General features: G+C 66.6%; 21 protein-coding genes and 4 tRNA genes. 7 read left to right on the forward strand and 18 right to left on the reverse strand.

Annotation, left to right across the window (positions count from 1 at the left end):
- Window positions 1-30 precede the first annotated feature (30 nt).
- Window positions 31-903: a pirin family protein gene (locus HWX00_RS05935; protein WP_175027830.1), complete on the reverse strand. Its 873-nt coding sequence runs from the start codon at window positions 901-903 to the stop codon at window positions 31-33.
- 111 nt (window positions 904-1,014) lie between these two features.
- Between HWX00_RS05935 and HWX00_RS05940 the strand changes: the two genes are divergently transcribed.
- Together HWX00_RS05940 and HWX00_RS05945 are read left to right on the forward strand one after the other, a co-directional pair.
- A complete protein-coding gene (locus tag HWX00_RS05940; protein WP_124609129.1) occupies window positions 1,015-1,932 on the forward strand; it encodes a LysR family transcriptional regulator in 918 nt (305 codons plus the stop codon).
- 79 nt (window positions 1,933-2,011) lie between these two features.
- Window positions 2,012-2,515 carry a GAF domain-containing protein gene (locus HWX00_RS05945; protein ID WP_034186523.1) on the forward strand — a complete coding sequence of 168 codons (504 nt, stop codon included), beginning with the start codon at window positions 2,012-2,014 and terminating at the stop codon, window positions 2,513-2,515.
- Window positions 2,516-2,611: 96 nt separating this feature from the next.
- Here HWX00_RS05945 and map read toward each other — a convergent pair whose 3' ends face one another.
- Both map and HWX00_RS05955 read right to left on the reverse strand, forming a co-directional pair.
- The gene (gene map, locus HWX00_RS05950) at window positions 2,612-3,418 is read right to left on the reverse strand and encodes a type I methionyl aminopeptidase (protein WP_175027829.1); all 807 of its coding nucleotides are present in this window, start codon (window positions 3,416-3,418) and stop codon (window positions 2,612-2,614) included.
- Window positions 3,418-3,654 carry a ParD-like family protein gene (locus HWX00_RS05955; protein ID WP_034186521.1) on the reverse strand — a complete coding sequence of 79 codons (237 nt, stop codon included), beginning with the start codon at window positions 3,652-3,654 and terminating at the stop codon, window positions 3,418-3,420. Before HWX00_RS05955 ends, map begins: the two co-directional genes overlap by 1 nt.
- Before the next feature lie 148 nt (window positions 3,655-3,802).
- Here HWX00_RS05955 and HWX00_RS05960 point away from each other — a divergent pair, with 148 nt between their 5' ends.
- Both HWX00_RS05960 and HWX00_RS05965 read left to right on the forward strand, forming a co-directional pair.
- Window positions 3,803-4,435, forward strand: a complete 633-nt coding sequence (locus HWX00_RS05960) for a helix-turn-helix domain-containing protein (protein WP_175027828.1) — start codon at window positions 3,803-3,805, stop codon at window positions 4,433-4,435.
- 47 nt (window positions 4,436-4,482) lie between these two features.
- On the forward strand, window positions 4,483-5,031 hold the full coding sequence (locus HWX00_RS05965) for a GNAT family N-acetyltransferase (RefSeq protein ID WP_124609131.1): 549 nt from the start codon (window positions 4,483-4,485) through the stop codon (window positions 5,029-5,031).
- A gap of 97 nt (window positions 5,032-5,128) precedes the next feature.
- Here HWX00_RS05965 and HWX00_RS05970 read toward each other — a convergent pair.
- The 6 genes from HWX00_RS05970 to uvrC all read right to left on the reverse strand — a co-directional run bounded on the left by HWX00_RS05970 (window position 5,129) and on the right by uvrC (window position 8,507).
- A tRNA-Cys gene (locus tag HWX00_RS05970) sits at window positions 5,129-5,202 on the reverse strand.
- A 99-nt stretch (window positions 5,203-5,301) separates the two neighbouring features.
- Window positions 5,302-5,377: transfer RNA gene (locus HWX00_RS05975), tRNA-Gly, on the reverse strand.
- Between the two features lie 51 nt (window positions 5,378-5,428).
- A tRNA-Gly gene (locus HWX00_RS05980) sits at window positions 5,429-5,504 on the reverse strand.
- A 53-nt stretch (window positions 5,505-5,557) separates the two neighbouring features.
- Window positions 5,558-5,633: transfer RNA gene (locus HWX00_RS05985), tRNA-Gly, on the reverse strand.
- A 149-nt stretch (window positions 5,634-5,782) separates the two neighbouring features.
- The gene (gene pgsA, locus HWX00_RS05990; RefSeq protein WP_034186518.1) at window positions 5,783-6,370 is read right to left on the reverse strand and encodes a CDP-diacylglycerol--glycerol-3-phosphate 3-phosphatidyltransferase; all 588 of its coding nucleotides are present in this window, start codon (window positions 6,368-6,370) and stop codon (window positions 5,783-5,785) included.
- A 91-nt stretch (window positions 6,371-6,461) separates the two neighbouring features.
- Entirely contained in the window at window positions 6,462-8,507 is a 2,046-nt protein-coding gene (gene uvrC / locus HWX00_RS05995; RefSeq protein ID WP_175027827.1) for an excinuclease ABC subunit UvrC, read from the reverse strand.
- A 76-nt stretch (window positions 8,508-8,583) separates the two neighbouring features.
- Here uvrC and earP point away from each other — a divergent pair, with 76 nt between their 5' ends.
- From earP to HWX00_RS06010, 3 genes are all read left to right on the forward strand, one after another.
- Window positions 8,584-9,777, forward strand: coding sequence for an elongation factor P maturation arginine rhamnosyltransferase EarP (earP, locus tag HWX00_RS06000; RefSeq protein ID WP_175027826.1), 1,194 nt, complete (start codon window positions 8,584-8,586; stop codon window positions 9,775-9,777).
- Window positions 9,778-9,903: 126 nt separating this feature from the next.
- The gene (gene efp, locus HWX00_RS06005) at window positions 9,904-10,461 is read left to right on the forward strand and encodes an elongation factor P (protein ID WP_034186515.1); all 558 of its coding nucleotides are present in this window, start codon (window positions 9,904-9,906) and stop codon (window positions 10,459-10,461) included.
- A 268-nt stretch (window positions 10,462-10,729) separates the two neighbouring features.
- The gene (locus HWX00_RS06010; RefSeq protein ID WP_059560702.1) at window positions 10,730-12,115 is read left to right on the forward strand and encodes a sigma-54-dependent transcriptional regulator; all 1,386 of its coding nucleotides are present in this window, start codon (window positions 10,730-10,732) and stop codon (window positions 12,113-12,115) included.
- A gap of 182 nt (window positions 12,116-12,297) precedes the next feature.
- Here the strand turns inward: HWX00_RS06010 and nagZ are convergent, their stop codons facing one another.
- The 9 genes from nagZ to HWX00_RS06055 form a co-directional block, all read right to left on the reverse strand.
- A complete protein-coding gene (gene nagZ / locus HWX00_RS06015) occupies window positions 12,298-13,326 on the reverse strand; it encodes a beta-N-acetylhexosaminidase (protein WP_175027825.1) in 1,029 nt (342 codons plus the stop codon).
- 16 nt (window positions 13,327-13,342) lie between these two features.
- Entirely contained in the window at window positions 13,343-13,771 is a 429-nt protein-coding gene (acpS, locus tag HWX00_RS06020) for a holo-ACP synthase (RefSeq protein WP_021159685.1), read from the reverse strand.
- A 33-nt stretch (window positions 13,772-13,804) separates the two neighbouring features.
- Window positions 13,805-14,581: a pyridoxine 5'-phosphate synthase gene (pdxJ, locus tag HWX00_RS06025; protein WP_034186511.1), complete on the reverse strand. Its 777-nt coding sequence runs from the start codon at window positions 14,579-14,581 to the stop codon at window positions 13,805-13,807.
- Complete coding sequence (gene recO, locus HWX00_RS06030; protein ID WP_034186510.1) at window positions 14,578-15,414, reverse strand: DNA repair protein RecO; 837 nt, start codon at window positions 15,412-15,414, stop codon at window positions 14,578-14,580. Before recO ends, pdxJ begins: the two co-directional genes overlap by 4 nt.
- Window positions 15,401-16,300, reverse strand: coding sequence for a GTPase Era (gene era, locus HWX00_RS06035; protein ID WP_034186509.1), 900 nt, complete (start codon window positions 16,298-16,300; stop codon window positions 15,401-15,403). The genes recO and era overlap by 14 nt, the downstream gene beginning before the upstream one ends.
- A gap of 60 nt (window positions 16,301-16,360) precedes the next feature.
- Entirely contained in the window at window positions 16,361-17,551 is a 1,191-nt protein-coding gene (gene rnc / locus HWX00_RS06040; RefSeq protein WP_059560706.1) for a ribonuclease III, read from the reverse strand.
- 153 nt (window positions 17,552-17,704) lie between these two features.
- Entirely contained in the window at window positions 17,705-18,598 is an 894-nt protein-coding gene (lepB, locus tag HWX00_RS06045; RefSeq protein ID WP_034186507.1) for a signal peptidase I, read from the reverse strand.
- A gap of 16 nt (window positions 18,599-18,614) precedes the next feature.
- Entirely contained in the window at window positions 18,615-20,408 is a 1,794-nt protein-coding gene (gene lepA, locus HWX00_RS06050) for a translation elongation factor 4 (protein ID WP_175028366.1), read from the reverse strand.
- 168 nt (window positions 20,409-20,576) lie between these two features.
- The gene (locus tag HWX00_RS06055) at window positions 20,577-20,813 is read right to left on the reverse strand and encodes a glutaredoxin family protein (protein WP_059560708.1); all 237 of its coding nucleotides are present in this window, start codon (window positions 20,811-20,813) and stop codon (window positions 20,577-20,579) included.
- Window positions 20,814-20,818: the final 5 nt, after the last annotated feature.

A 20,818-nucleotide genomic window follows, 5' to 3' on the forward strand; every position in this document is an offset into this window, starting at 1 on the left:
CGGGGCCTGTCCGTCATGCCGTCACGACTGTCATGCCGGCATCTGGCCGAAGCGGCCGCCGTTGAAGTCCTCGATCGCGGTACGGATCTCCGCTTGCGAGTTCATCACGAACGGACCGTAGCCGACGACCGGCTCGTCGATCGGCTCGCCGCTCAGGATCAGCAGCTTCGCGTCGCCGTTCGCTTCGATCTCGACGTCGCTGCCGTCACGGCCGAGTTGCACGAACTGCGCTTCGCGCGCGACCGTCTCGCCGTTCACCTGCACGGTGCCGCTCAGCACGACCACCGCGAGCGTGCGCCCTTCGGCGATCGGGAACCGCGCGTGGCCGCCGGCCACGAGCCGCACGTCCCACACGTCGATCGGCGTGTGCGTGCGGGCCGGGCCGCGCCGCCCGTCGAGTTCGCCGGCAATGATCCGCGCACGCCCGGCGCCGTCCGGCAGCTCGACCACGGGAATGTCCGCGTTCAGCAGCGTCTGATAGCCGGGCGCGCCCATCTTGTCGGCGGCGGGCAGGTTCACCCACAGCTGCACCATCTCGAGCGGGCCGCCCCGCTTCGTGAACGCCTCCGAGTGGAATTCCTCGTGCAGGATCCCGCTCGCGGCCGTCATCCACTGCACGTCGCCCGGGCCGATCGTGCCGCCCGCGCCGGTCGAATCGCGGTGCGCGACTTCGCCGTCATAGACGATCGTCGCCGTTTCGAACCCGCGGTGCGGATGCTGGCCGACCCCGCGCGGCGCCGAAACCGAGCCCGGCTCGAACGTCGCGGGGCCGGCGTAGTCGAGCAGCAGGAACGGGCTCAGGTGCGCGCCGTGGGACTGGTAGCTGAACATCGAACGCACCGGGAAACCGTCGCCGACCCAATGTCCGCGCGGCGCACTGTACACACCCTGGATCTTCTTCATGGCCCTTCTCCAAATTGCGGCGAAACACGTGTTTCGCATCCATGGGTAGCAATATAGTGGTGGAACGATCGATCCGGTAGACTGCCGAAATCGCACTCAGCGTTCTATTTCATGAACGATAAAGCACGGGATCTGAACGATCTCTACTACTTCGTGCAGGTCGTCGAACACGGCGGCTTCGCGCCGGCCGGGCGTGCGCTGGACATGCCGAAATCGAAACTGAGCCGCCGCGTCGCGCTGCTCGAGGCACGGCTCGGGATGCGGCTGATCCAGCGTTCGACGCGCCGCTTCACGGTCACCGACGTCGGCCAGACGTACTACGCGCATTGCCGCGCGATGCTCGTCGAGGCCGACGCGGCCGACGAGGCGATCGCGCTGCTGCACGAGGAGCCGCGCGGCATCGTGCGGGTCAGTTGCCCGGTCGTGCTGCTCGATTCGCTGGTCGGGACGATGATTGCCGCGTTCATGGCCGCGTGTCCACGCGTCGACATTCATCTGGAAGCAACCAACCGTCGCGTCGACGTGGTCGGCGAAGGAATCGACGTCGCGATCCGCGTGCGCCCGCCGCCGCTCGAAGACAGCGATCTCGCGCTGCGCGTGCTGGCCGAGCGCGGCCAGTGCCTCGTCGCGAGCCCCGCGCTGCTGCGCGAGCGCGGCGCGCCGGCCGTTCCCGCCGATCTCGCCCGCCTGCCGAGCCTCGACCACGGCGTGCCGCAGTCCACCCACGTGTGGCGGCTGCGCGGGCCCGACGGCGCGCACGCGGAAATCCATCACCAGCCGCGCCTCGTGACGGGCGGCATGCTCGCGCTGCGCGCGGCGGCCGTCGCGGGGGTCGGGGTCGTGCAGTTGCCGACGATGATGGTGCGCGACGAAGTCGCGCGCGGCGAACTGGTCACCGTGCTGCCGGACTGGGCGCCGCGCCGCGAGATCGTGCACGCGGTGTTCGCGTCGCGCCGCGGGCTGCTGCCCGCGGTGCGCGCGCTGCTCGACTTCCTGGCCGAGCGGTTTGCCGAACTCGAACCCGACTGAGCGCTGCAGACCGCACGCGCGTGCCGTAGACTGCGATACGCGCCACGCGTCTTTTCACAACCCTTATCGCTTTCCCGCCATGTTCACGCTGTCCAACGACCCCAACGCCTCCAAGGCCGATCAATACGCGACGCTCGTCGAGCAGGCACGCGCGCTCGTCGAGTCCGAACGCGACCTGACGGCCAACGCGGCGAATTTCTCCGCGCTCGTCTATCACGCGCTCGATCGTCTCAACTGGGCGGGTTTCTACTTCTTCGACGGGACCGAACTCGTCGTCGGCCCGTTCCAGGGCAAGCCCGCGTGCGTGCGCATCGCGCTCGGCAAGGGCGTGTGCGGCACCGCCGCGCAGACGCGCGAGACGCAGGTCGTGCGCGACGTGCATGAGTTTCCCGGCCATATCGCGTGTGACGCGGCCTCGGAATCGGAAATCGTCGTCCCGCTGGTGGCCGGCGACGGCACGCTGATCGGCGTGTGGGACGTCGACAGCCCGGTCGCCGCGCGCTTCGACGACGAAGATCGCAAGGGCATGGAAGCGCTGTGCCGCGTGTTCGTCGAACACGCGTGGCAGAAGGCGCGCGGCTGAGCCGCGCCGGCCGGTCGCCGCAAACGGAACGGGCCCCGCGAAAGGGCCCGTTTCATTGCAGTGCCGCGCCTCGTCATACGCGGCGCACGGCCGCTGTCAGGCCGCGTGCGTGCCCGACAGCGCCGCGAACGCCTGCGGCTTCGCGTCCTCGGTCAGCACCTCGAAGCCCGTTTCCGTCACCACGACCATGTGCTCCCATTGCGCGGACAACGAATGGTCCTTCGTGACGACCGTCCAGCCGTCGGCCAACACGCGCGTGTCGCGCTTGCCCGCGTTGAGCATCGGCTCGATCGTGAAGATCATCCCCGGCCGCAGCGGCACGCCGGTGCCGGAGCGGCCGTAATGCAGCACCTGCGGCTCGTCGTGATAGACATCGCCGATGCCGTGCCCGCAATATTCGCGCACGACGCTGAACCCTTCGCGATGCGCGACCTGCTGGATCGCGTAACCGACGTCGCCGAGCGTCGCGCCCGGACGCACCGCGCGGATGCCCGCGTGCATCGCCTCGTAGGTGGCCGCGACGAGGCGCCGCGCCAGCTCGTTCGGCTCGCCGACGAAATACATGCGGCTCGTATCGCCGAACCAGCCGTCCTTGATCACCGCGATGTCGAGGTTCACGATGTCGCCGTCGCGCATCGGCCGCGAGGTCGGAATGCCGTGACAGACCACATGGTTGACCGACGTGCACAGCGTCTTCGGATAACCGTGATAACCGATGTTCGCGGGAATCGCGCCGAGTTCGTCGACGATGTATTCGCGGCAGCGTGCGTCGAGCTCGTCGGTGGTCACGCCCGGCTTCACGTGCTCGGTGATCATCGTCAGCACCTGCGATGCGAGCTTCGCGGCTTCGCGCGACTTCGCGATTTCCGCGGCCCCGCGGATCGGGATTTCTCGCCTCGCCATTACGCCACCTGCTCGATCTGCGACGCGACCGGTTCCGCCGGCCCCACGTCGCCGCCCCGCGCCTCGGCCTCGATCAACATCTTGCAGATGTCGCCGTAGGACAGCGCCGGGTTGAGTTCCGCCAGCATTCCGACGCGCAACCAATGTTCGGCCTGCGCATTGATCGAACGGCTCAGCGCTGTGCTCGTCGAGCGCAGCCGTTCATGCATGTGCTCGGAAATCTTGATGATGCCCATATATCCCCAATTAAACGAAACGTAGCTATTTCGTATATTACGCTGCGCACGCGCGCCGGGCAAGCTGCCCGAATCCCGCTCCCCTCTCTGTCGGCTGCGGCAAATGCCGTTGACATCAAATTCCAGTTTGCTGGAAAATCAATCCATCATGAAAGAATCCACGATCACCGCGGCCGGCGACAGCGGCATCAACGAGCGCATCGCACGGCGCGTGCGCGAACTGCGCACCGTTCGAGGCTACACGCTCGATGCGCTGGCCGCGCGTTCCGGCGTCAGCCGTTCGATGATCTCGCTCATCGAACGCGCGTCGGCCAGCCCGACGGCCGTCGTGCTCGACAAGCTCGCGGCCGGCCTCGGCATCTCGCTGGCCGGGTTGTTCGGCGGCGACCGGGACGACGCGCCCGCGCAGCCGCTGGCCCGGCGCGCGCAGCAGGCCGAGTGGCGCGATCCGGCGTCCGGCTACGTGCGGCGCAATCTCTCCCCGGCCGGCTGGCCGTCGCCGATCCAGCTCGTCGAGGTCGATTTCCCGCCCGGCGCGCGTGTCGCGTACGACAGCGGCGGACGCGAGCGCGTGCTGCATCAGCAGGTGTGGGTCATCAGCGGCCGCGTCGACGTCACGCTCGGCGATGCGCTGCACGCGCTTCACGAAGGCGACTGCCTGGCCCTGCGCCTCGACCAGCCGCTGATCTTCAGCAATCCGTCGCCGCATCCCGCGCGCTATGTCGTCGTGATCTGCGATGCGTCCGGCGCGGCCGGCGCGGCCGGCGCGCGGAACGCGTAACGCATGCGTGGGGTGTACGCCCCCGTTCAACCCCACCAGGAACCCGTATGAATTCCCCGAAACAGCACGACGACGTGCGCCTGATCGATTGCAGCGAGGCCGAGCACGCAGCGGCCATCCTCGAGATCCTGAACGACGCGATCGCGAATTCGACCGCGCTGTACGACTACCGGCCGCGCCCGCCGGAAGCGATGGTCACGTGGTTCGCGACGAAACGCGCGGGCGGGTTTCCGGTCGTCGGCGCCGTCGACGCATCGGGCACGCTGCTCGGCTTCGCGAGCTGGGGCACGTTCCGTGCGTTCCCTGCGTTCAAGTACACGATGGAACACAGCGTCTACGTGCGCAGCGACCAGCGCGGCCGCGGGCTCGGCGAACTGCTGCTGCGCGAAGTCGTCCGTCGTGCGCGCGACGCGCAGGTGCACGTGCTGGTCGGCTGCATCGACGCGACCAATGCCGGAAGCATCGCACTGCATACGAAACTGGGATTCGTGCACTCGGGCACGATCACGGAGGCGGGATTCAAGTTCGGCCGCTGGCTCGACGCGGCGTTCTATCAGTTGAAGCTCGATACGCCCGCGCAGCCGGTGGATGGCTGATTGCGCGGAGGCCGTCGCATGCATCCCGTACGGCGGCCGGCAAACGATGCAGAAAAAAGAAAAGCCCCGCCGAAGCGGGGCTTTTTCTCGTTCTACCTGGAGGCGCGAGCCGGAGTCGAACCGGCCTAAACGGCTTTGCAGGCCGCTGCATAACCGCTTTGCTATCGCGCCAAAAGCGGACTGTCCGGATGCCGTGAGGCAAGCGACAGATTTCTATTCGAGGACCGGAAGTCCATCAAATAAAAAGGGAAGCTTGGCTTCCCCATTACTTGGAGCGGGAGACGAGTCTCGAACTCGCGACCTCAACCTTGGCAAGGTTGCGCTCTACCAACTGAGCTACTCCCGCATTGTCCTGCACCTGCAGCGCTTCGCCGACCAACACGCTGCCAGAAAAATCTGGAGCGGGAGACGAGTCTCGAACTCGCGACCTCAACCTTGGCAAGGTTGCGCTCTACCAACTGAGCTACTCCCGCATGGGTCCTGCATCTGCAGCGCTTCGCCGACCAACGCGCTGCCAGAAAAAATCTGGAGCGGGAGACGAGTCTCGAACTCGCGACCTCAACCTTGGCAAGGTTGCGCTCTACCAACTGAGCTACTCCCGCGTATTGCTACGCTACTGCTGCTTCCCCGTCACACGCTTACTTCGTCGTGCAGCGGAGAAGCGAGATTATGTCGAAGGCACATTCGTGTGTCAAGGGCTTTTCCAGCCCTTTTTACAAAAACCGCCTCGACCGAACGCGAGACGCACGTCTCACGCACCGCCGCGCTCACGGATCTGCGGCCACGCGAGCTTCATGTAGTAAAGCATCGACCAGATCGTCAGCACCGCCGCGAGATACATCAGCCACTCACCCCACACGCGCGTGTCGATCGTCACGACGCCGAGCGGCAGCGGCCCGTAGAACAGCAGCATCGGGATCGCGACCATCTGGCATGCGGTCTTGAACTTGCCGAGCTGGTTCACCGCGACGCTCTTCGATGCGCCGATCTGCGCCATCCACTCGCGCAGCGCCGAGATCGCGATCTCGCGGCCGACGATCACCAGCGCGATCGCCGCATCGACCCGCGAAATCTGCACGAGGATCAGCAGCGCGGCCGTCACCATCAGCTTGTCCGCCACCGGATCGAGAAAGGCGCCGAACGACGAGGTCTGGTTCCACTTGCGTGCGAGATAACCGTCGAACCAGTCGGTCAGCGCCGCGAGGATGAAGATCGCCGCCGCCGCGAGATTGCGGTGCGCGCCGCCCATCACCGTGTCCGGCAGGTAGAACACGCCGACGACGAGCGGAATCAGCACGATCCGTACCCACGTCAGGAAAATCGGGAAATTGAACGGCATGGCATGCGGGACAGTAAAGGATTCGCAATTGTGCCGTGTCGACCGGCCTGCCACAAGAACGCTGGCGAGGCAGCCCGGCCGCACGGGCGCGTCAGTGAAGCTGCTTGTAGATCTGTTCGGCGAGCGCGTGCGAGATGCCCTCGACGCTCGCGAGTTCCTCGACGCTCGCGGCCACCACGCCGCGCAATCCGCCGAACCGCGCGAGCAGCCGCTGCCGGCGTTTCGCGCCAACGCCCTCGAGTTCCTCGAGCCGCGACGTCTGGCGCGCCTTCGCCCGCTTCGCCCGCATGCCGGTGATCGCGAAGCGGTGCGCCTCGTCGCGGATCTGCGCGATGAGCATCAGCGCGGCACTCTCCTTGCCGAGTTCGAGCGGCGTGCGGCCGTCCGCGAACACGAGCGTCTCGAGGCCGACCTTGCGCCCCTCGCCCTTCGCGACGCCGACCAGCATGGACGTGTCGAGCCCCAGCTCGGTGAACACCTGGCGCGCGATTTCGACCTGACCCTTGCCGCCGTCGATCAGCACGATGTTCGGCAGCAGGCTCGACGCCTCGGCCTGGCGCGTCGATTCGCCGTCGATGCCGGCCGCTTCATCCACCGCGGCCGCCTGCGCGGCCTGCTCGACCATCTTCTCGTAGCGGCGCGTGAGCACCTGCCGCATCGCCGCGTAATCGTCGCCCGGCGTAATGCCCGTGATGTTGTAGCGGCGGTACTCGCCCGACTGCATCTTGTGATGATGGTAGACGACGCACGACGCCTGCGTGGCCTCGCCCATCGTGTGGCTGATGTCGAAGCATTCGATCCGCAGCGTCGCGAGATCGTCGATGTCGTAACCGAGCGTTTCCGCCAGCGAGCGCGTACGCGCCTGCTGCGAGCCCTGCTCGGACAGCAGCCGCATCAGCGCGATCTGCGCATTCTGTTCGGCCATCGACAGCCACGCGCGCCGCTGCCCCTGCGGCTGCCGCACCAGCGACACCTTGTGGCCGGCCTGTTCGGACAGCAGCTCGAGCAGGTCGCGGCTCGCGGGCGCATGGCTGACGACAAGCACCGGCGGCACGCGGTTGCCGAGGTAGTGCTGCGCGATGAACGCGTCGAGCACCTCCGCCTCGACCGATGCCGCCGCCGCGCCGCCGCGCACGCTGCCGGCTTCTTCCGCGGGCTGGTCGGGCACCGCGGCGGCAGTCGCGCCGGTTGTGTCGGCCGCTTCCGACGACTCGGCCTCGTCGCCAAGACCACCTTCGGCGAGCGTCAGCGCGCTTTCGACGTGCGTCGGGAAATACGCCTTGTCGCCGAGATGCCGGCCGCCGCGCACCATCGCGAGATTCACGCACACACGCCCGCCTTGCGCGACGACGGCGAGGATGTCGACGTCGCTGTCGCCGCCGACCTCGATCGCCTGCTGGTGCAGCACCGTCGCGAGCGAGCTCATCTGGTTGCGCACGGCCGCCGCCTGCTCGAATTTCAGCTCGGCCGCGAACGCATGCATCTTCTGCTCGAGTTCCTTCATCACTTCGGACTGCCGGCCGAGCAGGAACCGCGCGGCGTTCGACACGTCGACCGCGTAATCCTCGCTGGAGATCGCGCCGACGCACGGCGCCGTGCAGCGCCCGATCTGGTGCAGCAGGCACGGCCGCGTGCGGTTGTTGAACACCGAATCCTCGCAGGTCCGCAACTGGAACACGCGCTGCAGGATCTGGATGCTCTCGCGCACGGCCCACGCGCTCGGGAACGGCCCGAAATACTGGTTCTGCTTGTCGACCGACCCGCGGTAGTAGGCCATCCGCGGAAACCGATGTGCGGTGAGCTTCAGGTACGGATACGACTTGTCGTCGCGAAACAGGATGTTGTAGCGCGGCGCGAGTGCCTTGATCAGGTTGTTCTCGAGCAGCAGCGCCTCGGCTTCCGAGCGCGTGACGGTCGTCTCGATGCGCGCGATGCGCGTGACCATCATCGCGATGCGCGGCGACAGCTGGGTCTTCGTGAAATAGCTCGATACGCGCTTCTTCAGGTCGCGCGCCTTGCCGACGTAAAGCACGGCGCCCGCCGTGTCGTAATAACGATAGACGCCGGGCATGTGCGGCAACTGCGCAAGGATCTTCTTCGGTTCGAACGGGGTATCGGAGGCTTCTGGGGCTGTCATGCGTGATCCGGGCGCCTTGTAACGCGGAACGGGTCTATTAGAATCGCCAGTTTAGAGCATTCACCGGCCCGCTTCGATGCCACGCACCACCGCTGCCCCACACCCCGCCGCAACGCTCGCGCCGGGCGAACCGATCGCCTGCGACCTCTTCTGCACGGTGATCGACAATTTCGGCGACGTCGGCGTGTGCTGGCGCGTCGCGCACCAGCTCGCGCATGAGCACGGCTGGCAGGTCCGGCTGTTCGTCGACGACCTGCGCACCTTCGCGCGCCTGCTGCCGAGCGTCGATCCCGACGCCGGACGGCAGACGATCGACGCGATCGCGATCGAGCACTGGCATGCGGAAGTCGGCGACGCACTGGAGATCGCCGATGTCGTGATCGAGGCGTTCGCGTGCGAGCTGCCCGGCGCGTATCTCGCGGCGATGGCACGCCGCGAGCGCCGCCCCGTGTGGATCAACCTCGAATACCTGAGCGCCGAGGACTGGGTCGCCGATTTCCATTTGCGGCCGTCGCCGCATCCACGCTACCCGCTGCTGAAGACGTTCTTCTTCCCCGGCCTGTCGGCCGGCACCGGCGGCGTGCCGAAGGAGCACGACCTCGACGCGCGCCGGACGGCCTTCGATGCCGACGCCGCGGCCCGCGCCGCGTGGTGGCGGCGCGCGACCGGCGGCGCGCCGCCGGCGCCCGGCACGACGGTCGTCAGTCTGTTCGCGTACGAAAATCCGGCCGTCGACGCGCTGCTCGCCCAATGGCGCGACGGCCCGTCGCCGGTCGTCGCGCTCGTGCCGGCCGGCCGCCTGTCGCCGGCCGTCGCGCGCTTTTTCGGGGTCGAGTCGTTCGCGGCGGGCGCTCATGCACGCGCCGGCAACCTGGTCGCCCACGGGCTCGCATTCGTCCCGCAGGCCGACTACGATCCGCTGCTGTGGGCGGCCGACCTCAATTTCGTGCGCGGCGAGGATTCGTTCGTCCGCGCGCAATGGGCGCGCAAGCCGTTCGTGTGGCACATCTACCCGCAGGCCGACGACGTGCACCTGCCGAAGCTCGACGCCGCGCTCGCGCACCTGTCGGCGGGCCTCGCCGATGCGCCGCGCGCCGCGCTCGAGCGGTTCTGGCATGCATGGAACGGCGCCGGCACGCCCGACTGGGCCGATTTCTGGCAACACCGTGCCGCACTGGACGCCAATGCGGCCCGCTGGGCCGACGCGCTCGCGGCGGTCGGCGATCTCGCCGGAAAGCTGGCGGAATACGCAAAATCTCAGTTAAAATAAGCGGTTATCCGACGGCTGACCAGGCAAGCGCTCGCTTTTGGCGTCCACCGGAACGCACCGCTTGCGCCGTCAGCCGTTGCGCAACGCTCAGGCACCTATTTATTTGATTGGATCAGGACAGTTTTTATGAAGACCGCACAGGAACTCCGCGTAGGCAACGTCGTGCAGATCGGCAGCGACGCATGGGTCATCTCCAAGACGGAATACAACAAGTCGGGCCGTAACGCCGCCGTCGTCAAGATGAAGATGAAGAACCTGCTGACGAACGCAGGCCAGGAATCGGTCTACAAGGCCGACGACAAGTTCGACGTCGTCGTGCTCGACCGCAAGGAAGTGACGTACTCGTACTTCGCCGACCCGATGTACGTGTTCATGGACGCCGACTACAACCAGTTCGAAGTCGAAGCCGAAATGATGGGCGAAGCGCTGAACTACCTCGAAGACGGCATGGCGTGCGAAGTCGTGTTCTACAACGAGAAGGCGATCTCGGTCGAACTGCCGACGATCCTCGTTCGCGAGATCACCTACACGGAGCCGGCAGTCAAGGGCGACACGTCGTCGGGCAAGGTGCTGAAGAACGCCAAGCTCGCAACGGGCTTCGAACTGCAAGTGCCGCTGTTCTGCAATACCGGCGACAAGATCGAAATCGATACGCGTACGAACGAATACCGCAGCCGCGCGTAATCGTCAGCGATACCCGCATCGAACAAAGCGCCCTTCGGGGCGCTTTTTGTTTGTCTGGCGCCAACAGCGGGCACCAGCCAAGGGCATAAGGAACACAAAATCCACCGGTAAAGATATTCAATTTGTATCATCGGTAACTGTTTTATAGCGCCGGAGAAATAATGCGCGTGACGGGTTCGGCGGGGCATAAAATCAGTTTTTAATCTGACATGCGGCTGCGGCCCCGATGGCCGACAGCCCGCCTCTCTTGACTCGACTCGCGTCCACCATGCCACACGCCCTGATTGTCGAAGACGATCCCAACAGTCTCTCCGGCCTCACCGCGCTGCTCGCCGCAGACGGCTTCTCGGTCGACACGGCCACGTCGCTCGCCGAAGCCCGCACGGCGCTGGGCCGCTCGATCCCCGATGTCGTCCTCGTCGACCTGAACCTGCCGGACGGCAGCGGGTTCGACCTGCTCCAGCACCTGCCGCAGCAACAGCCGAACGGCTCGTTGCCCGTCATCGTGCTCACGGGCAACGCGACGGTCGAGAGCGCCATCGAGGGCCTGCGTCACGGCATCTGGGACTACCTGCTGAAGCCGATCAACATTCCGCGCCTGCGCAGCCTGCTCGCGCGGATCCCGCGCCCGTACGAACTGATCGACGAAGTGCAGTCGCTGCGTGCGTCGCTGCGCCGGCTCGGCCGCTTCGGCGCGCTGGTCGGCTGCAGCGATGCAATGCAGCACGTGTACGACATGATCGAGCACAACGCGCGCACCGAAACGGCCGTGCTGTTCTCGGGCGAGGCCGGCACCGGCAAGAAGCTGGCTGCGCGCACGCTGCACGACCTGAGCCGGCGCCGCAAGGGGCCGTTCGTGTCGTTCGACTGCCGGACGATCGCGCAGGCCGGCCGCCACGGCGCGTCGCTCGACAGCGTGCTGTTCGGCCATGAGCGCGGCGCGTTCGACGGCGCCGAGCGCCGCGAATCGGGCCTGTTCGAACAGGCCGGCGGCGGCACGCTGTTCCTCGACGAGATCACCGCGCTGCCGCTCGTGCTGCAGGAAGCGCTGCTGCATGCGCTCGATTCGCAGAACTTCATGCGGATCGGCGGCACGAGCTCGATCACGAGCGATTTCCGGCTGATCGCGACCACGCGCCGCCCGGCACGCGAAGCGGTCGCGAACGGCACGCTGCGCGAGGATCTGTGGTTGCGCCTCGATGCGGCGTCGATCACGATGCCGCCGCTGCGCGAGCGCGACGGCGACGCACTCGCGATCGCGGACGCGCAGATCGACGAACTGAACCGCGAGGCGCGCGCGACCGGGCGCAGCACGACCGACAAGCGCGCGGCGCCGGGCTTCGTGCGCGAATGCCTGTCCTACGAATGGCCGGGCAACGTGCGCGAACTGCAGGAACGCGTGCGCTTCGCGTACGACGCGTCGGGCGATTTCATCGAGACGCTGCGCGCCGGCGAGCCGAGCTTCTCCTCCGGCGCCGCGCTGAACGGCAGCAGCGTGCAGATCAAGGTCGGCACGCCGCTGTCCGACGTCGAGGACCTGCTGATCCGCGCGACGCTCGACGCGGTCGGCGGCACCCGCCATCGTGCGGCCACGCTGCTCGGCATCAGCCCGAAGACGCTGTACAACAAGCTGCAGCGGATGAAGGTGAACTGAGCGCGCGACCGTGAATACGGGCACTGGCCGGACCTGACCGTTAGTTGCGCAAAAGCCCACCGTGCCGACTGCCCTGTTTGCCCCCGTTTGCCCCGTGCCGTCACCCATGAAAAAGCCGCGCAATCGCGCGGCTTTTCGTTTCAGCGGGTGACAGGACGCGAACCGCACCGTCCCCTCCCCGTTTACGCCAGTGCGCTTTTCAGCAGCGCCTGCGCCTGCAGATACTCGGGCTGCGCGACCAGCTTGTCCCACTTGAGCGCCTTGCCGCGCGCGCGCATCCGCTTGATGCGCCGCACCGACTCGGCCGACGCCCGTGCCTTCAGCTCGTTCAGCACGACCTCGGCCGCCTCCGGCTGGTTGCAGACGAGCACCATGTCGCAACCGGCGGCGAGCGCGGCATCGGCCGCCTGCGTGAGCGTGCCGCCTTCGCGCGCGGCCTCCATCGACAGGTCGTCGCTGAAGATCGCGCCCGTGAAGCCGAGCTTGCTGCGCAGGATGTCCTGCAGCCAGACGCGCGAGAATCCGGCCGGCCGCTTGTCGACCTGCGTATAGATCACGTGCGCGGGGATCACGGCCGACAGCGACAGGCCGAGCCAGTCGTACGGCGCAACGTCCTGCTTGAGGATCGCGTCGAGCGTGCGGTCGTCGGTCGGCAGCGCGACGTGCGAATCGGCTTCCGCGAAACCGTGCCCGGGGAAATGCTTGCCGCAGTTCGCCATGCCGGCGAGCGACAGCCCGTGGTTCAGGCTCTTCGCGAGCAGCGTGACGACGCGCGCGTCGCGATGGAACGCGCGGTCGCCGATCACCTTCGAATGCCCGTAGTCGAGGTCGAGCACGGGCGTGAAGCTCATGTCGATCCCGCACGCACGCAGTTCGGCGGCCAGGATGTAGCCGACGGCGGTCGCCACCTTCGTCGCGAGCAGCACGTCGCGATCCCACAGCTCGCCGAGGCGGCGCATCGCGGGCAGCACCGTGAAGCCGTCGGTGCGGAACCGCTGCACGCGCCCGCCTTCGTGATCGACGGCGATCAGGATGTCTTCGCGCACCGCGCGGATCGAGTCGGTCAGCGCGATCAGCTGCGCGCGGTTCTGGAAGTGCCGCGCGAACAGGATCACGCCGCCGGTATTCGGATGCGCAAGACGCCGTGCATCGTCGCGCGACAGGGCCGTGCCGACGACGTCGAGCATGACCGGGCCGGGAGTCGTTTTCATCGAATCGGGAAGTCCGTCAGGAGGAGGTTCGGGAAACAGGAGCAGGCGCGGCGTCCGTTTCGGCGATCACGAACGACACTGCGTAGTCGCGCTCGTCGCTGACCGTCACGCGCGCCGTGATGCCGCGCGCGGCCAGCCAGTCGGCCAGCTCGCCCGACGCGACCACGTACGGCTCGCCGCTCGGATGGTTGAGCGTCTGCAGTGCGCGCCACGTCATCGGCCAGTGCATGCCGAGCCCGATCGCCTTCGAGAACGCTTCCTTCGCGGAGAAGCGCGTCGCGAGAAACGCGATGCCGCGCGCCTCGGAGCGCGCGCGGCGCGCATGGAACACACGCAGTTCGTCGGGGCCCAGCACCTTCTCGGCAAACCGGCCGCCCGTGCGTTCGAGCACGGCCGCGACGCGGCTTACCTGGGCGATGTCGGTACCGATGCCGTAGATCGCCATGTCAGTACGCGCGCACGCGGCGGTATTTCATCTTCAACGCGCGCCGCCGTGCAGCGCGGCGACGCGGGCGGCGACCATGATCGCCTTCATCTCGCGCACCGCGTTGTCCCAGCCCGCGAAGATCGCATGCGCGACGATCGCGTGACCGATGTTCAGCTCGACGATGCCGTCGATCGCGGCGATCTGCTGCACGTTCGTGTAATGCAGCCCGTGCCCCGCATTGACCTTCAGGCCCAGTTGCGCACCGGCCTGCACGCCCGCGACGATGCGTTCGTACTCGCGCTGCTGCTCGGCTTCGTCGTGCGCTTCGGCGTAGCGGCCCGTGTGCAGTTCGATCACCGGCGCGCCCGCTTCGTGCGCGGCGCGGATCTGCGTCTCGTCCGGGTCGATGAACAGCGACACGCGCACGCCGACGTCGGCCAGTTGCTTGCAGGCCGCGCGCACGGCTTCGAAGTGGCCGGCGACATCGAGACCGCCTTCGGTCGTCAGTTCCTCGCGCTTTTCCGGCACGAGGCACGCGTCGTGCGGACGCACTTCGCACGCGATGTCGAGCATCTCGGCCGTCACCGCGCATTCGAGGTTCATGCGCGTCTTCAGCAGCGGGCGCAGCTTGCGCACGTCGGCGTCGACGATGTGGCGGCGATCCTCGCGCAGATGCAGCGTGATCGCGTCCGCACCGGCCTCTTCGGCGGCGAGCGCCGCGCGGATCGGATCGGGATAGGCCGTGCCGCGCGCATTGCGCAGCGTCGCGACGTGGTCGATGTTCACGCCGAGGTCGATGGCGGTGGGCGTTGTCAGGAAGAAGCTCATAGGTTTTGCAGGTCGATCAGGATCTGACGCGTGGCAAGCGGCGTACCGCCGAGATAGGTGTTCAGCAGGAAGCGCATCAGCGTCTTGCTTTGCGCGACCGTCTGGGCTCGATGGTAATCGTCCTGCTCCATGTCGAGCAACGTCTGTCCGGTGATGACCGGCCAGTGCGACGGCACGTCGTCGTCCGCGTTGCGCACGCCGCGCTCGGGATCGAACACGTAGCGGCGATCGGGCTCGACCGCGCGGCGCGCGACCGTGCGGTTCAGCGCCATCGCGTAACCGGTCTCCTTCAACAGCACGCGCTCGAACGAACGCAGCACCTGCACCGCGGGTTCGCCGTGCGCAAGGCGCGTGAGCGTCAGCACATAGTGATTGAACAGCGGCGGCTGCGGATCCTCGCGCGCGCAGAATTTCACGAGCAGCTCGTTCGCGTAGAAACCGCACAGCAGCCCGTCGCCGCCGAGCGGCAGCATGCCGCCGACCCACTCGGCCCCCGTCAGCGTGCGCACCTCGGATTTGCCGGACCAGGACAGCAGCAGCGGCTGGAAGGTCTGCAGCACGCCGCGCAGCGCGGAGTGCGGGCGTTTCGCGCCCTTCGCGACGAGCGCAAGCCGGCCGTGATCGCGCGTCAGCACATCGACGATCAGGCTGGTTTCGCGATACGGATAGCTGTGCAGCACGAACGCCGGCTGCTCGGCGACGCGGAAATCGGACGTGCGAGACGTCGCGCGCCGCGCCTTGCGCGGCGGTTCGGGCGGAGCCGGCAGCGGCGCGTCGTTCGCGCCGGCCGTCACCGCGTCTTCAGTCGACGTCAGCGCGTCATTCGTACCCATAGGCGCGCAGTCCGGCCTCGTTGTCGGCCCAGCCGCTCCTCACCTTCACGAAGGTCTCGAGGTACACGGGGCCGTCGAACAGCTTCTCCATGTCCATCCGCGCCTCGGTGCTGATCTGCTTGAGCTTCTCGCCCTTCTTGCCGATCACCATCGCCTTGTGCGAATCGCGTTCGACGAGGATCGTCGCGAAGATGCGCTTCAGCCGCCCTTCCTCCTCGAACTTGTCGATCACGACGGTGCTCGTGTACGGCAGCTCGTCGCCGGTCCAGCGGAACACCTTCTCGCGCAGGATTTCGGCCGCGAGGAAGCGCGAGCTGCGGTCGGTCAGCTCGTCCTCGCCGTAGATCGGGGCGCCTTCCGGCAGGTACGGCTTGATCGTCTCGAGCAGGCGCTTGATGTCTTCCGGCTGCTGCGCCGACAGCGGCACGAGCTCGGCGAATTCGCGCAGCGTGTTCATCTTCTGCATGAACGGATACAGCGTGGCCTTGTCGGCGACACGGTCGATCTTGTTCGTGATCAGCAGCGTCGGCATGCCGGGCGGAATCAGGTCGAGCACCTTCTGGTCGTCGGGCCCGAAGCGACCGGCCTCGATCACGAACAGGATCACGTCGACCGACGTCAGCGTCGACGTGACCGCGCGGTTCAGCGATCGGTTCAGCGCGGTGCTGTGACGGGTCTGGAAACCCGGCGTGTCGACGAACACGAATTGCGCGTCATCGAACGTGTTGATGCCGGTGATGCGATGGCGGGTCGTCTGCGCCTTGCGCGACGTGATGCTGATCTTCTGGCCGACGAGTGCGTTCATCAACGTCGACTTGCCGACGTTCGGGCGGCCCACGATCGCGATCATGCCGCAACGGAAGCCGGTAGGAGCGGGAGTGTTCATATCGTTTGGGAGGCAGGTTCGGAAACGGCCGCGCGGCGCGCGGCACGATCGCTGGGCAATTCAGTGGTCGGCATCGGCCACGCGCGCCTGCGCGGCGGCGAGGCTCGCGCCGCCCGGCGGCGTCTCGGCGTCCGGTGCGGCAGCGTCGCGCGCACGCGTGCGCGCAGCGGGGTCGGAACCGGCGGAAGGCTTGTCGGCGGACGATGCGGCCGGATCGGCGGCACGCGGCGCGGCGTCCGCGGGCTTGTCCGCCGCCTTGTCAGGGCGGTCGGCGGGTTTATCGGCCACCTTGTCGGCCGCCGGCTTCGCCGCCCGCTCACCCTTGTCGGCAGCCGTCTCGACATGCGCCGCGCGAATCGCGGCCATCGGCGCGACGGCCGGCTCGGCGCCGGTCGCAGCCGCCGCGGGCACCGCACCGGCGGCCGCCCTGGCCTCGCGGGCAGCCGCCCGCTCCTTCCGCTCCGGCGAGCGCAGGTCGAGCGCTTCCTGCACGCCCTTCACGCCCGGCACGATTTCGGGTTCCACATGCTTCGAGCCGCGCGCGTTTTTCGAGCGCTTCGGCTTCGTGGCCAGCATCGGCGCGGCCGCCATCACTTCGTCGAGCGCCTTCTTCGCGGCGGCCTGCTCGGCCGCGCGCCGGCTCGCGCCGGAGCCCGATACCTTCACGTCCAGCTTCGGCACCGTGCATTCGACCTCGAACTGCTGATTGTGCGCCGCACCATGCGTCGCGACGACCGTGTAGGTCGGCAGTGCGATCTTGTGCCCCTGCAGGTACTCCTGCAGCAGCGTCTTCGCGTCCTTGCCGAGCGTGCGCGGATCGATGTGGTCGAGAATCGGGATGTAGAGGCGCTTGATGACCCCTTGGGCGGCTTCGAAGCCGCCATCGAGGAACACGGCCCCGATGATGGCTTCGAACGCGTCCGCGAGGATCGACGGGCGACGGAACCCGCCGCTGCGCAGTTCGCCCTCGCCCAGCCGCAGGCCGTCCGAGATATTCAGGGCCTGAGCAATTTCGTACAGCGACTGCTGCTTGACGAGGTTGGCGCGTACGCGCGACAGGTCGCCTTCGTCCAGCTTGCTGAAACGCTGGAACAAAAGGGCGGCCACCGCGCAATTCAGAACGGAGTCGCCGAGAAACTCGAGCCGTTCGTTGTGCGTGGCACTGTGACTGCGATGGGTCAAAGCCTGGCGCAACAATTCCGCATTGCGAAATTCGTAGCGCAGCCGGCTTTCCAACTGGGATAGGGGCATGTGCAGGAGTATAACGCGGGCGCCGGTCGGGCCGAAACGGCACGGCCGGAGACGAAAAGGCGTGACGAGGCGGTGTTACCGCCGGTTCTTAAAGTAGTTCGGCAATACGCGACGCGGCCCGTGCGTCGCGTATTGCGTGCGAGTCGACTGCGATCAGTTGAAGGAGCCGATGCGCTTCAGGTCGCTGAAGTTCATCCAGATGAAGAACGCGCGGCCGACGATGTTCTGGTCCGGCACGAAACCCCAGTAGCGGCTGTCCGCACTGTTGTCGCGGTTGTCGCCCATCATGAAGTAGTGACCGGGCGGCACCTTGCAGATCACGCCGCGGCTGTTGTACGTGCAGTTGTCGCGATACGGATAGTCGTAGGCGCCCATCACGAACGGCGGCACGGCCGGGTTGTTGAGGATCGCGTTCTTCTTGTTGCCGATCGTTTCCTCGAACTGCTTCGCGTAATTCTGGCGCTCGTCGTCGAAGAAATCCGGCAGCGGCGTTTCGGGCACCGGCTGGCCGTTGATCGTCAGCTGCTTGTCCTGGTAGGCGACCGTGTCGCCCGGCAGGCCGATCACGCGCTTGATGTAGTCGACCGACTCATCCTTCGGATAACGGAACACGACGACATCGCCGCGCGACAGCGGGCTGCCCTGCGTGATCTTCGTGTTCGTGACCGGCAGGCGCAGCCCGTATTCGAACTTGTTGACGAGGATGAAATCGCCGACGAGCAGCGTCGGCACCATCGAGCCCGACGGGATCTTGAACGGCTCGACGACGAACGAGCGCACGACGAACACCGCCAGGATCACCGGAAAGAAGCTCGCGGTGTACTCGAGCCACCACGGCTGGCGCAGCTTCTCGTCGCGCAGCTTCGAACGCGTTTGCACCGCGTTTTCATCCGCGAAGCGCTTGTCGATGCGCGACTGCTGGCGATCGAACTCCTCGATCGCCGAGTCGGCCGCCTTGCGTCGCCGCGGCAGGAACACCAGTTTGTCCAGCACCCACGCTACGCCCGTCACGATGACGAGCACAAAAAGAATCAGCGCAAAATTCATAAAAGGATCAGTCCTGTTATTTGTCTTCGACGCGCAAGATCGCAAGGAACGCTTCCTGCGGGATCTCGACCGAACCCACCTGCTTCATCCGTTTCTTGCCTTCTTTCTGCTTCTCGAGCAGTTTCTTCTTCCGCGTGATGTCGCCGCCGTAGCACTTCGCGAGCACGTTCTTGCGCAGCGCCTTGATGTTCTCGCGGGCGACGATGTGCGCGCCGATCGCGGCCTGGATCGCCACGTCGTACATCTGGCGCGGGATGATCTCGCGCATCTTCGCGGCCACCTCGCGGCCGCGGTATTGCGACTGCGACCGGTGCACGATGATCGACAGCGCATCGACCTTGTCGCCGTTGATCAGCATGTCGACCTTCACGACGTCCGACGAACGGTATTCCTTGAACTCGTAGTCCATCGACGCATAGCCGCGCGACACCGACTTCAGGCGATCGAAGAAGTCGAGCACGATCTCGGCCATCGGGATCTCGTACGTGAGCTGCACCTGGCGGCCGTGATACTGCATGTTGATCTGCGAGCCGCGCTTCTGCTCGCACAGCGTGATCACGGAGCCGACGTAGTCCTGCGGCATGTACAGGTTCACGGTGACGATCGGCTCGCGGACTTCGGCGATGCGGCCGGGCTCCGGCATCTTCGCCGGGTTCTCGACCATGATCGTCGAGCCGTCGCTCTGCACGACCTCGTAGACGACCGTCGGCGCGGTCGTGATGAGATCCATGTCGAACTCGCGCTCGAGCCGCTCCTGCACGATTTCCATGTGCAGCAGCCCGAGGAAGCCGCAGCGGAAACCGAACCCGAGTGCCTGCGACACTTCCGGCTCGTACTGCAGCGACGCATCGTTCAGCTTCAGCTTCTCGAGCGACTCGCGCAGCGCGTCGTACTGGTTCGCCTCGACCGGATACAGCCCCGCGAACACCTGCGGCTTCACTTCCTTGAAGCCCGGCAGCGGCTCGGCAGCGGGCTTGGCCGCGTGCGTGACGGTATCGCCGACCTTCGCGGCCGTCAGCTCCTTGATGCCGGCGATGATGAAGCCCACCTGCCCTGCCGACAGCGAGTCGAGATTGCGCGACTTCGGCGTAAACACGCCGACGTGCTCGACCGGATACTGCGCGCCGGTCGCCATCATCTTGATCTTTTCCTTCGGGCGCAGCGTGCCGTTGACGATACGTACGAGCATCACGACGCCGACGTAGTTGTCGAACCACGAATCGATGATGAGCGCCTGCAGCGGCGCGGCCGGATCGCCCTTCGGCGGCGGCACCTTCGCGATCAGCGACTCGAGCACGTCTTCGACGCCGAGCCCCGTCTTCGCGCTGCAGCGCGTCGCGTCGGTCGCGTCGATGCCGATCACGTCCTCGATCTCCTCGATCGCGTTCTCGGGGTTCGCGGCCGGCAGGTCGATCTTGTTCAGCACCGGCACGACCTCGACGCCGAGCTCGATCGCCGTGTAGCAGTTCGCGACCGTCTGCGCCTCGACGCCCTGGCTGGCATCGACGACCAGCAGCGCGCCTTCGCAGGCGGACAGCGAACGGCTGACTTCGTACGAGAAGTCGACGTGCCCCGGCGTGTCGATCAGGTTCAGGTTGTAGACCTTGCCGTCGCGCGCGCGATAGGACAATGCCGCCGTCTGCGCCTTGATCGTGATGCCGCGCTCGCGCTCGATATCCATCGAGTCGAGCACCTGCGCTTCCATTTCACGGTCGGCGAGACCGCCGCATACCTGGATGATGCGATCCGCGAGCGTCGACTTGCCATGGTCGATGTGCGCGATGATCGAGAAATTGCGAATATGATCCATTCAGTGCCGATCAAGCGAAAAAGGCGCGCTCGACGACTGCGGAGCACGCCTTGTGTAAGTCGGTGAAAAAACAGCTTATTTTAGCTGAAAAGGCTTTCGACGGGCGGTATTTCGGACGCCCGCCCGCAGCGCGGCCCGCCGCGGGCACCCGCCGGACGCGGCCGGAACTCAGCGCCGGGCCGCCAGCGCGTCGCGCACCCGTGTGCCGTCGAACCGGTGGCGGCACACTTCCGCGCCGTCCAGCAGCAACACGGGCACGTCCTCGTCGTAACGGGCAACCAGCGCCGCATCGGTATCGATGTCGACGTAGTCGACCGCGACGCCGAATTCGGCCGCCACCGGCGCCAGTGCGTCGCGCATGTCGTCGCACAGGTGGCACCAGCCGCGGCCGTAGAGCGTGAACATCGGCG

Source organism: Burkholderia seminalis DSM 23518, from assembly GCF_902832885.1.
Lineage (GTDB): Bacteria > Pseudomonadota > Gammaproteobacteria > Burkholderiales > Burkholderiaceae > Burkholderia > Burkholderia seminalis.

Bases quoted from the DNA above. Each gene is read 5' to 3' on its own strand.
- HWX00_RS05955 (WP_034186521.1), bottom strand. From the start codon at position 3,654: ATGGGCATCATCAAGATTTCCGAGCACATGCATGAACGGCTGCGCTCG.
- HWX00_RS05945 (WP_034186523.1), top strand. From the start codon at position 2,012: ATGTTCACGCTGTCCAACGACCCCAACGCCTCCAAGGCCGATCAATAC.
- efp (WP_034186515.1), top strand. From the start codon at position 9,904: ATGAAGACCGCACAGGAACTCCGCGTAGGCAACGTCGTGCAGATCGGC.
- recO (WP_034186510.1), bottom strand. From the start codon at position 15,414: ATGGGTACGAATGACGCGCTGACGTCGACTGAAGACGCGGTGACGGCC.
- HWX00_RS05940 (WP_124609129.1), top strand. From the start codon at position 1,015: ATGAACGATAAAGCACGGGATCTGAACGATCTCTACTACTTCGTGCAG.
- map (WP_175027829.1), bottom strand. From the start codon at position 3,418: ATGGCGAGGCGAGAAATCCCGATCCGCGGGGCCGCGGAAATCGCGAAG.
- HWX00_RS05965 (WP_124609131.1), top strand. From the start codon at position 4,483: ATGAATTCCCCGAAACAGCACGACGACGTGCGCCTGATCGATTGCAGC.
- HWX00_RS05960 (WP_175027828.1), top strand. From the start codon at position 3,803: ATGAAAGAATCCACGATCACCGCGGCCGGCGACAGCGGCATCAACGAG.
- acpS (WP_021159685.1), bottom strand. From the start codon at position 13,771: ATGGCGATCTACGGCATCGGTACCGACATCGCCCAGGTAAGCCGCGTC.
- pdxJ (WP_034186511.1), bottom strand. From the start codon at position 14,581: ATGAGCTTCTTCCTGACAACGCCCACCGCCATCGACCTCGGCGTGAAC.
- HWX00_RS06055 (WP_059560708.1), bottom strand. From the start codon at position 20,813: ATGTTCACGCTCTACGGCCGCGGCTGGTGCCACCTGTGCGACGACATG.
- uvrC (WP_175027827.1), bottom strand. From the start codon at position 8,507: ATGACAGCCCCAGAAGCCTCCGATACCCCGTTCGAACCGAAGAAGATC.
- earP (WP_175027826.1), top strand. From the start codon at position 8,584: ATGCCACGCACCACCGCTGCCCCACACCCCGCCGCAACGCTCGCGCCG.
- nagZ (WP_175027825.1), bottom strand. From the start codon at position 13,326: ATGAAAACGACTCCCGGCCCGGTCATGCTCGACGTCGTCGGCACGGCC.
- HWX00_RS06010 (WP_059560702.1), top strand. From the start codon at position 10,730: ATGCCACACGCCCTGATTGTCGAAGACGATCCCAACAGTCTCTCCGGC.
- pgsA (WP_034186518.1), bottom strand. From the start codon at position 6,370: ATGCCGTTCAATTTCCCGATTTTCCTGACGTGGGTACGGATCGTGCTG.
- HWX00_RS05935 (WP_175027830.1), bottom strand. From the start codon at position 903: ATGAAGAAGATCCAGGGTGTGTACAGTGCGCCGCGCGGACATTGGGTC.
- lepA (WP_175028366.1), bottom strand. From the start codon at position 20,408: ATGGATCATATTCGCAATTTCTCGATCATCGCGCACATCGACCATGGC.
- rnc (WP_059560706.1), bottom strand. From the start codon at position 17,551: ATGCCCCTATCCCAGTTGGAAAGCCGGCTGCGCTACGAATTTCGCAAT.
- lepB (WP_034186507.1), bottom strand. From the start codon at position 18,598: ATGAATTTTGCGCTGATTCTTTTTGTGCTCGTCATCGTGACGGGCGTA.
- era (WP_034186509.1), bottom strand. From the start codon at position 16,300: ATGAACACTCCCGCTCCTACCGGCTTCCGTTGCGGCATGATCGCGATC.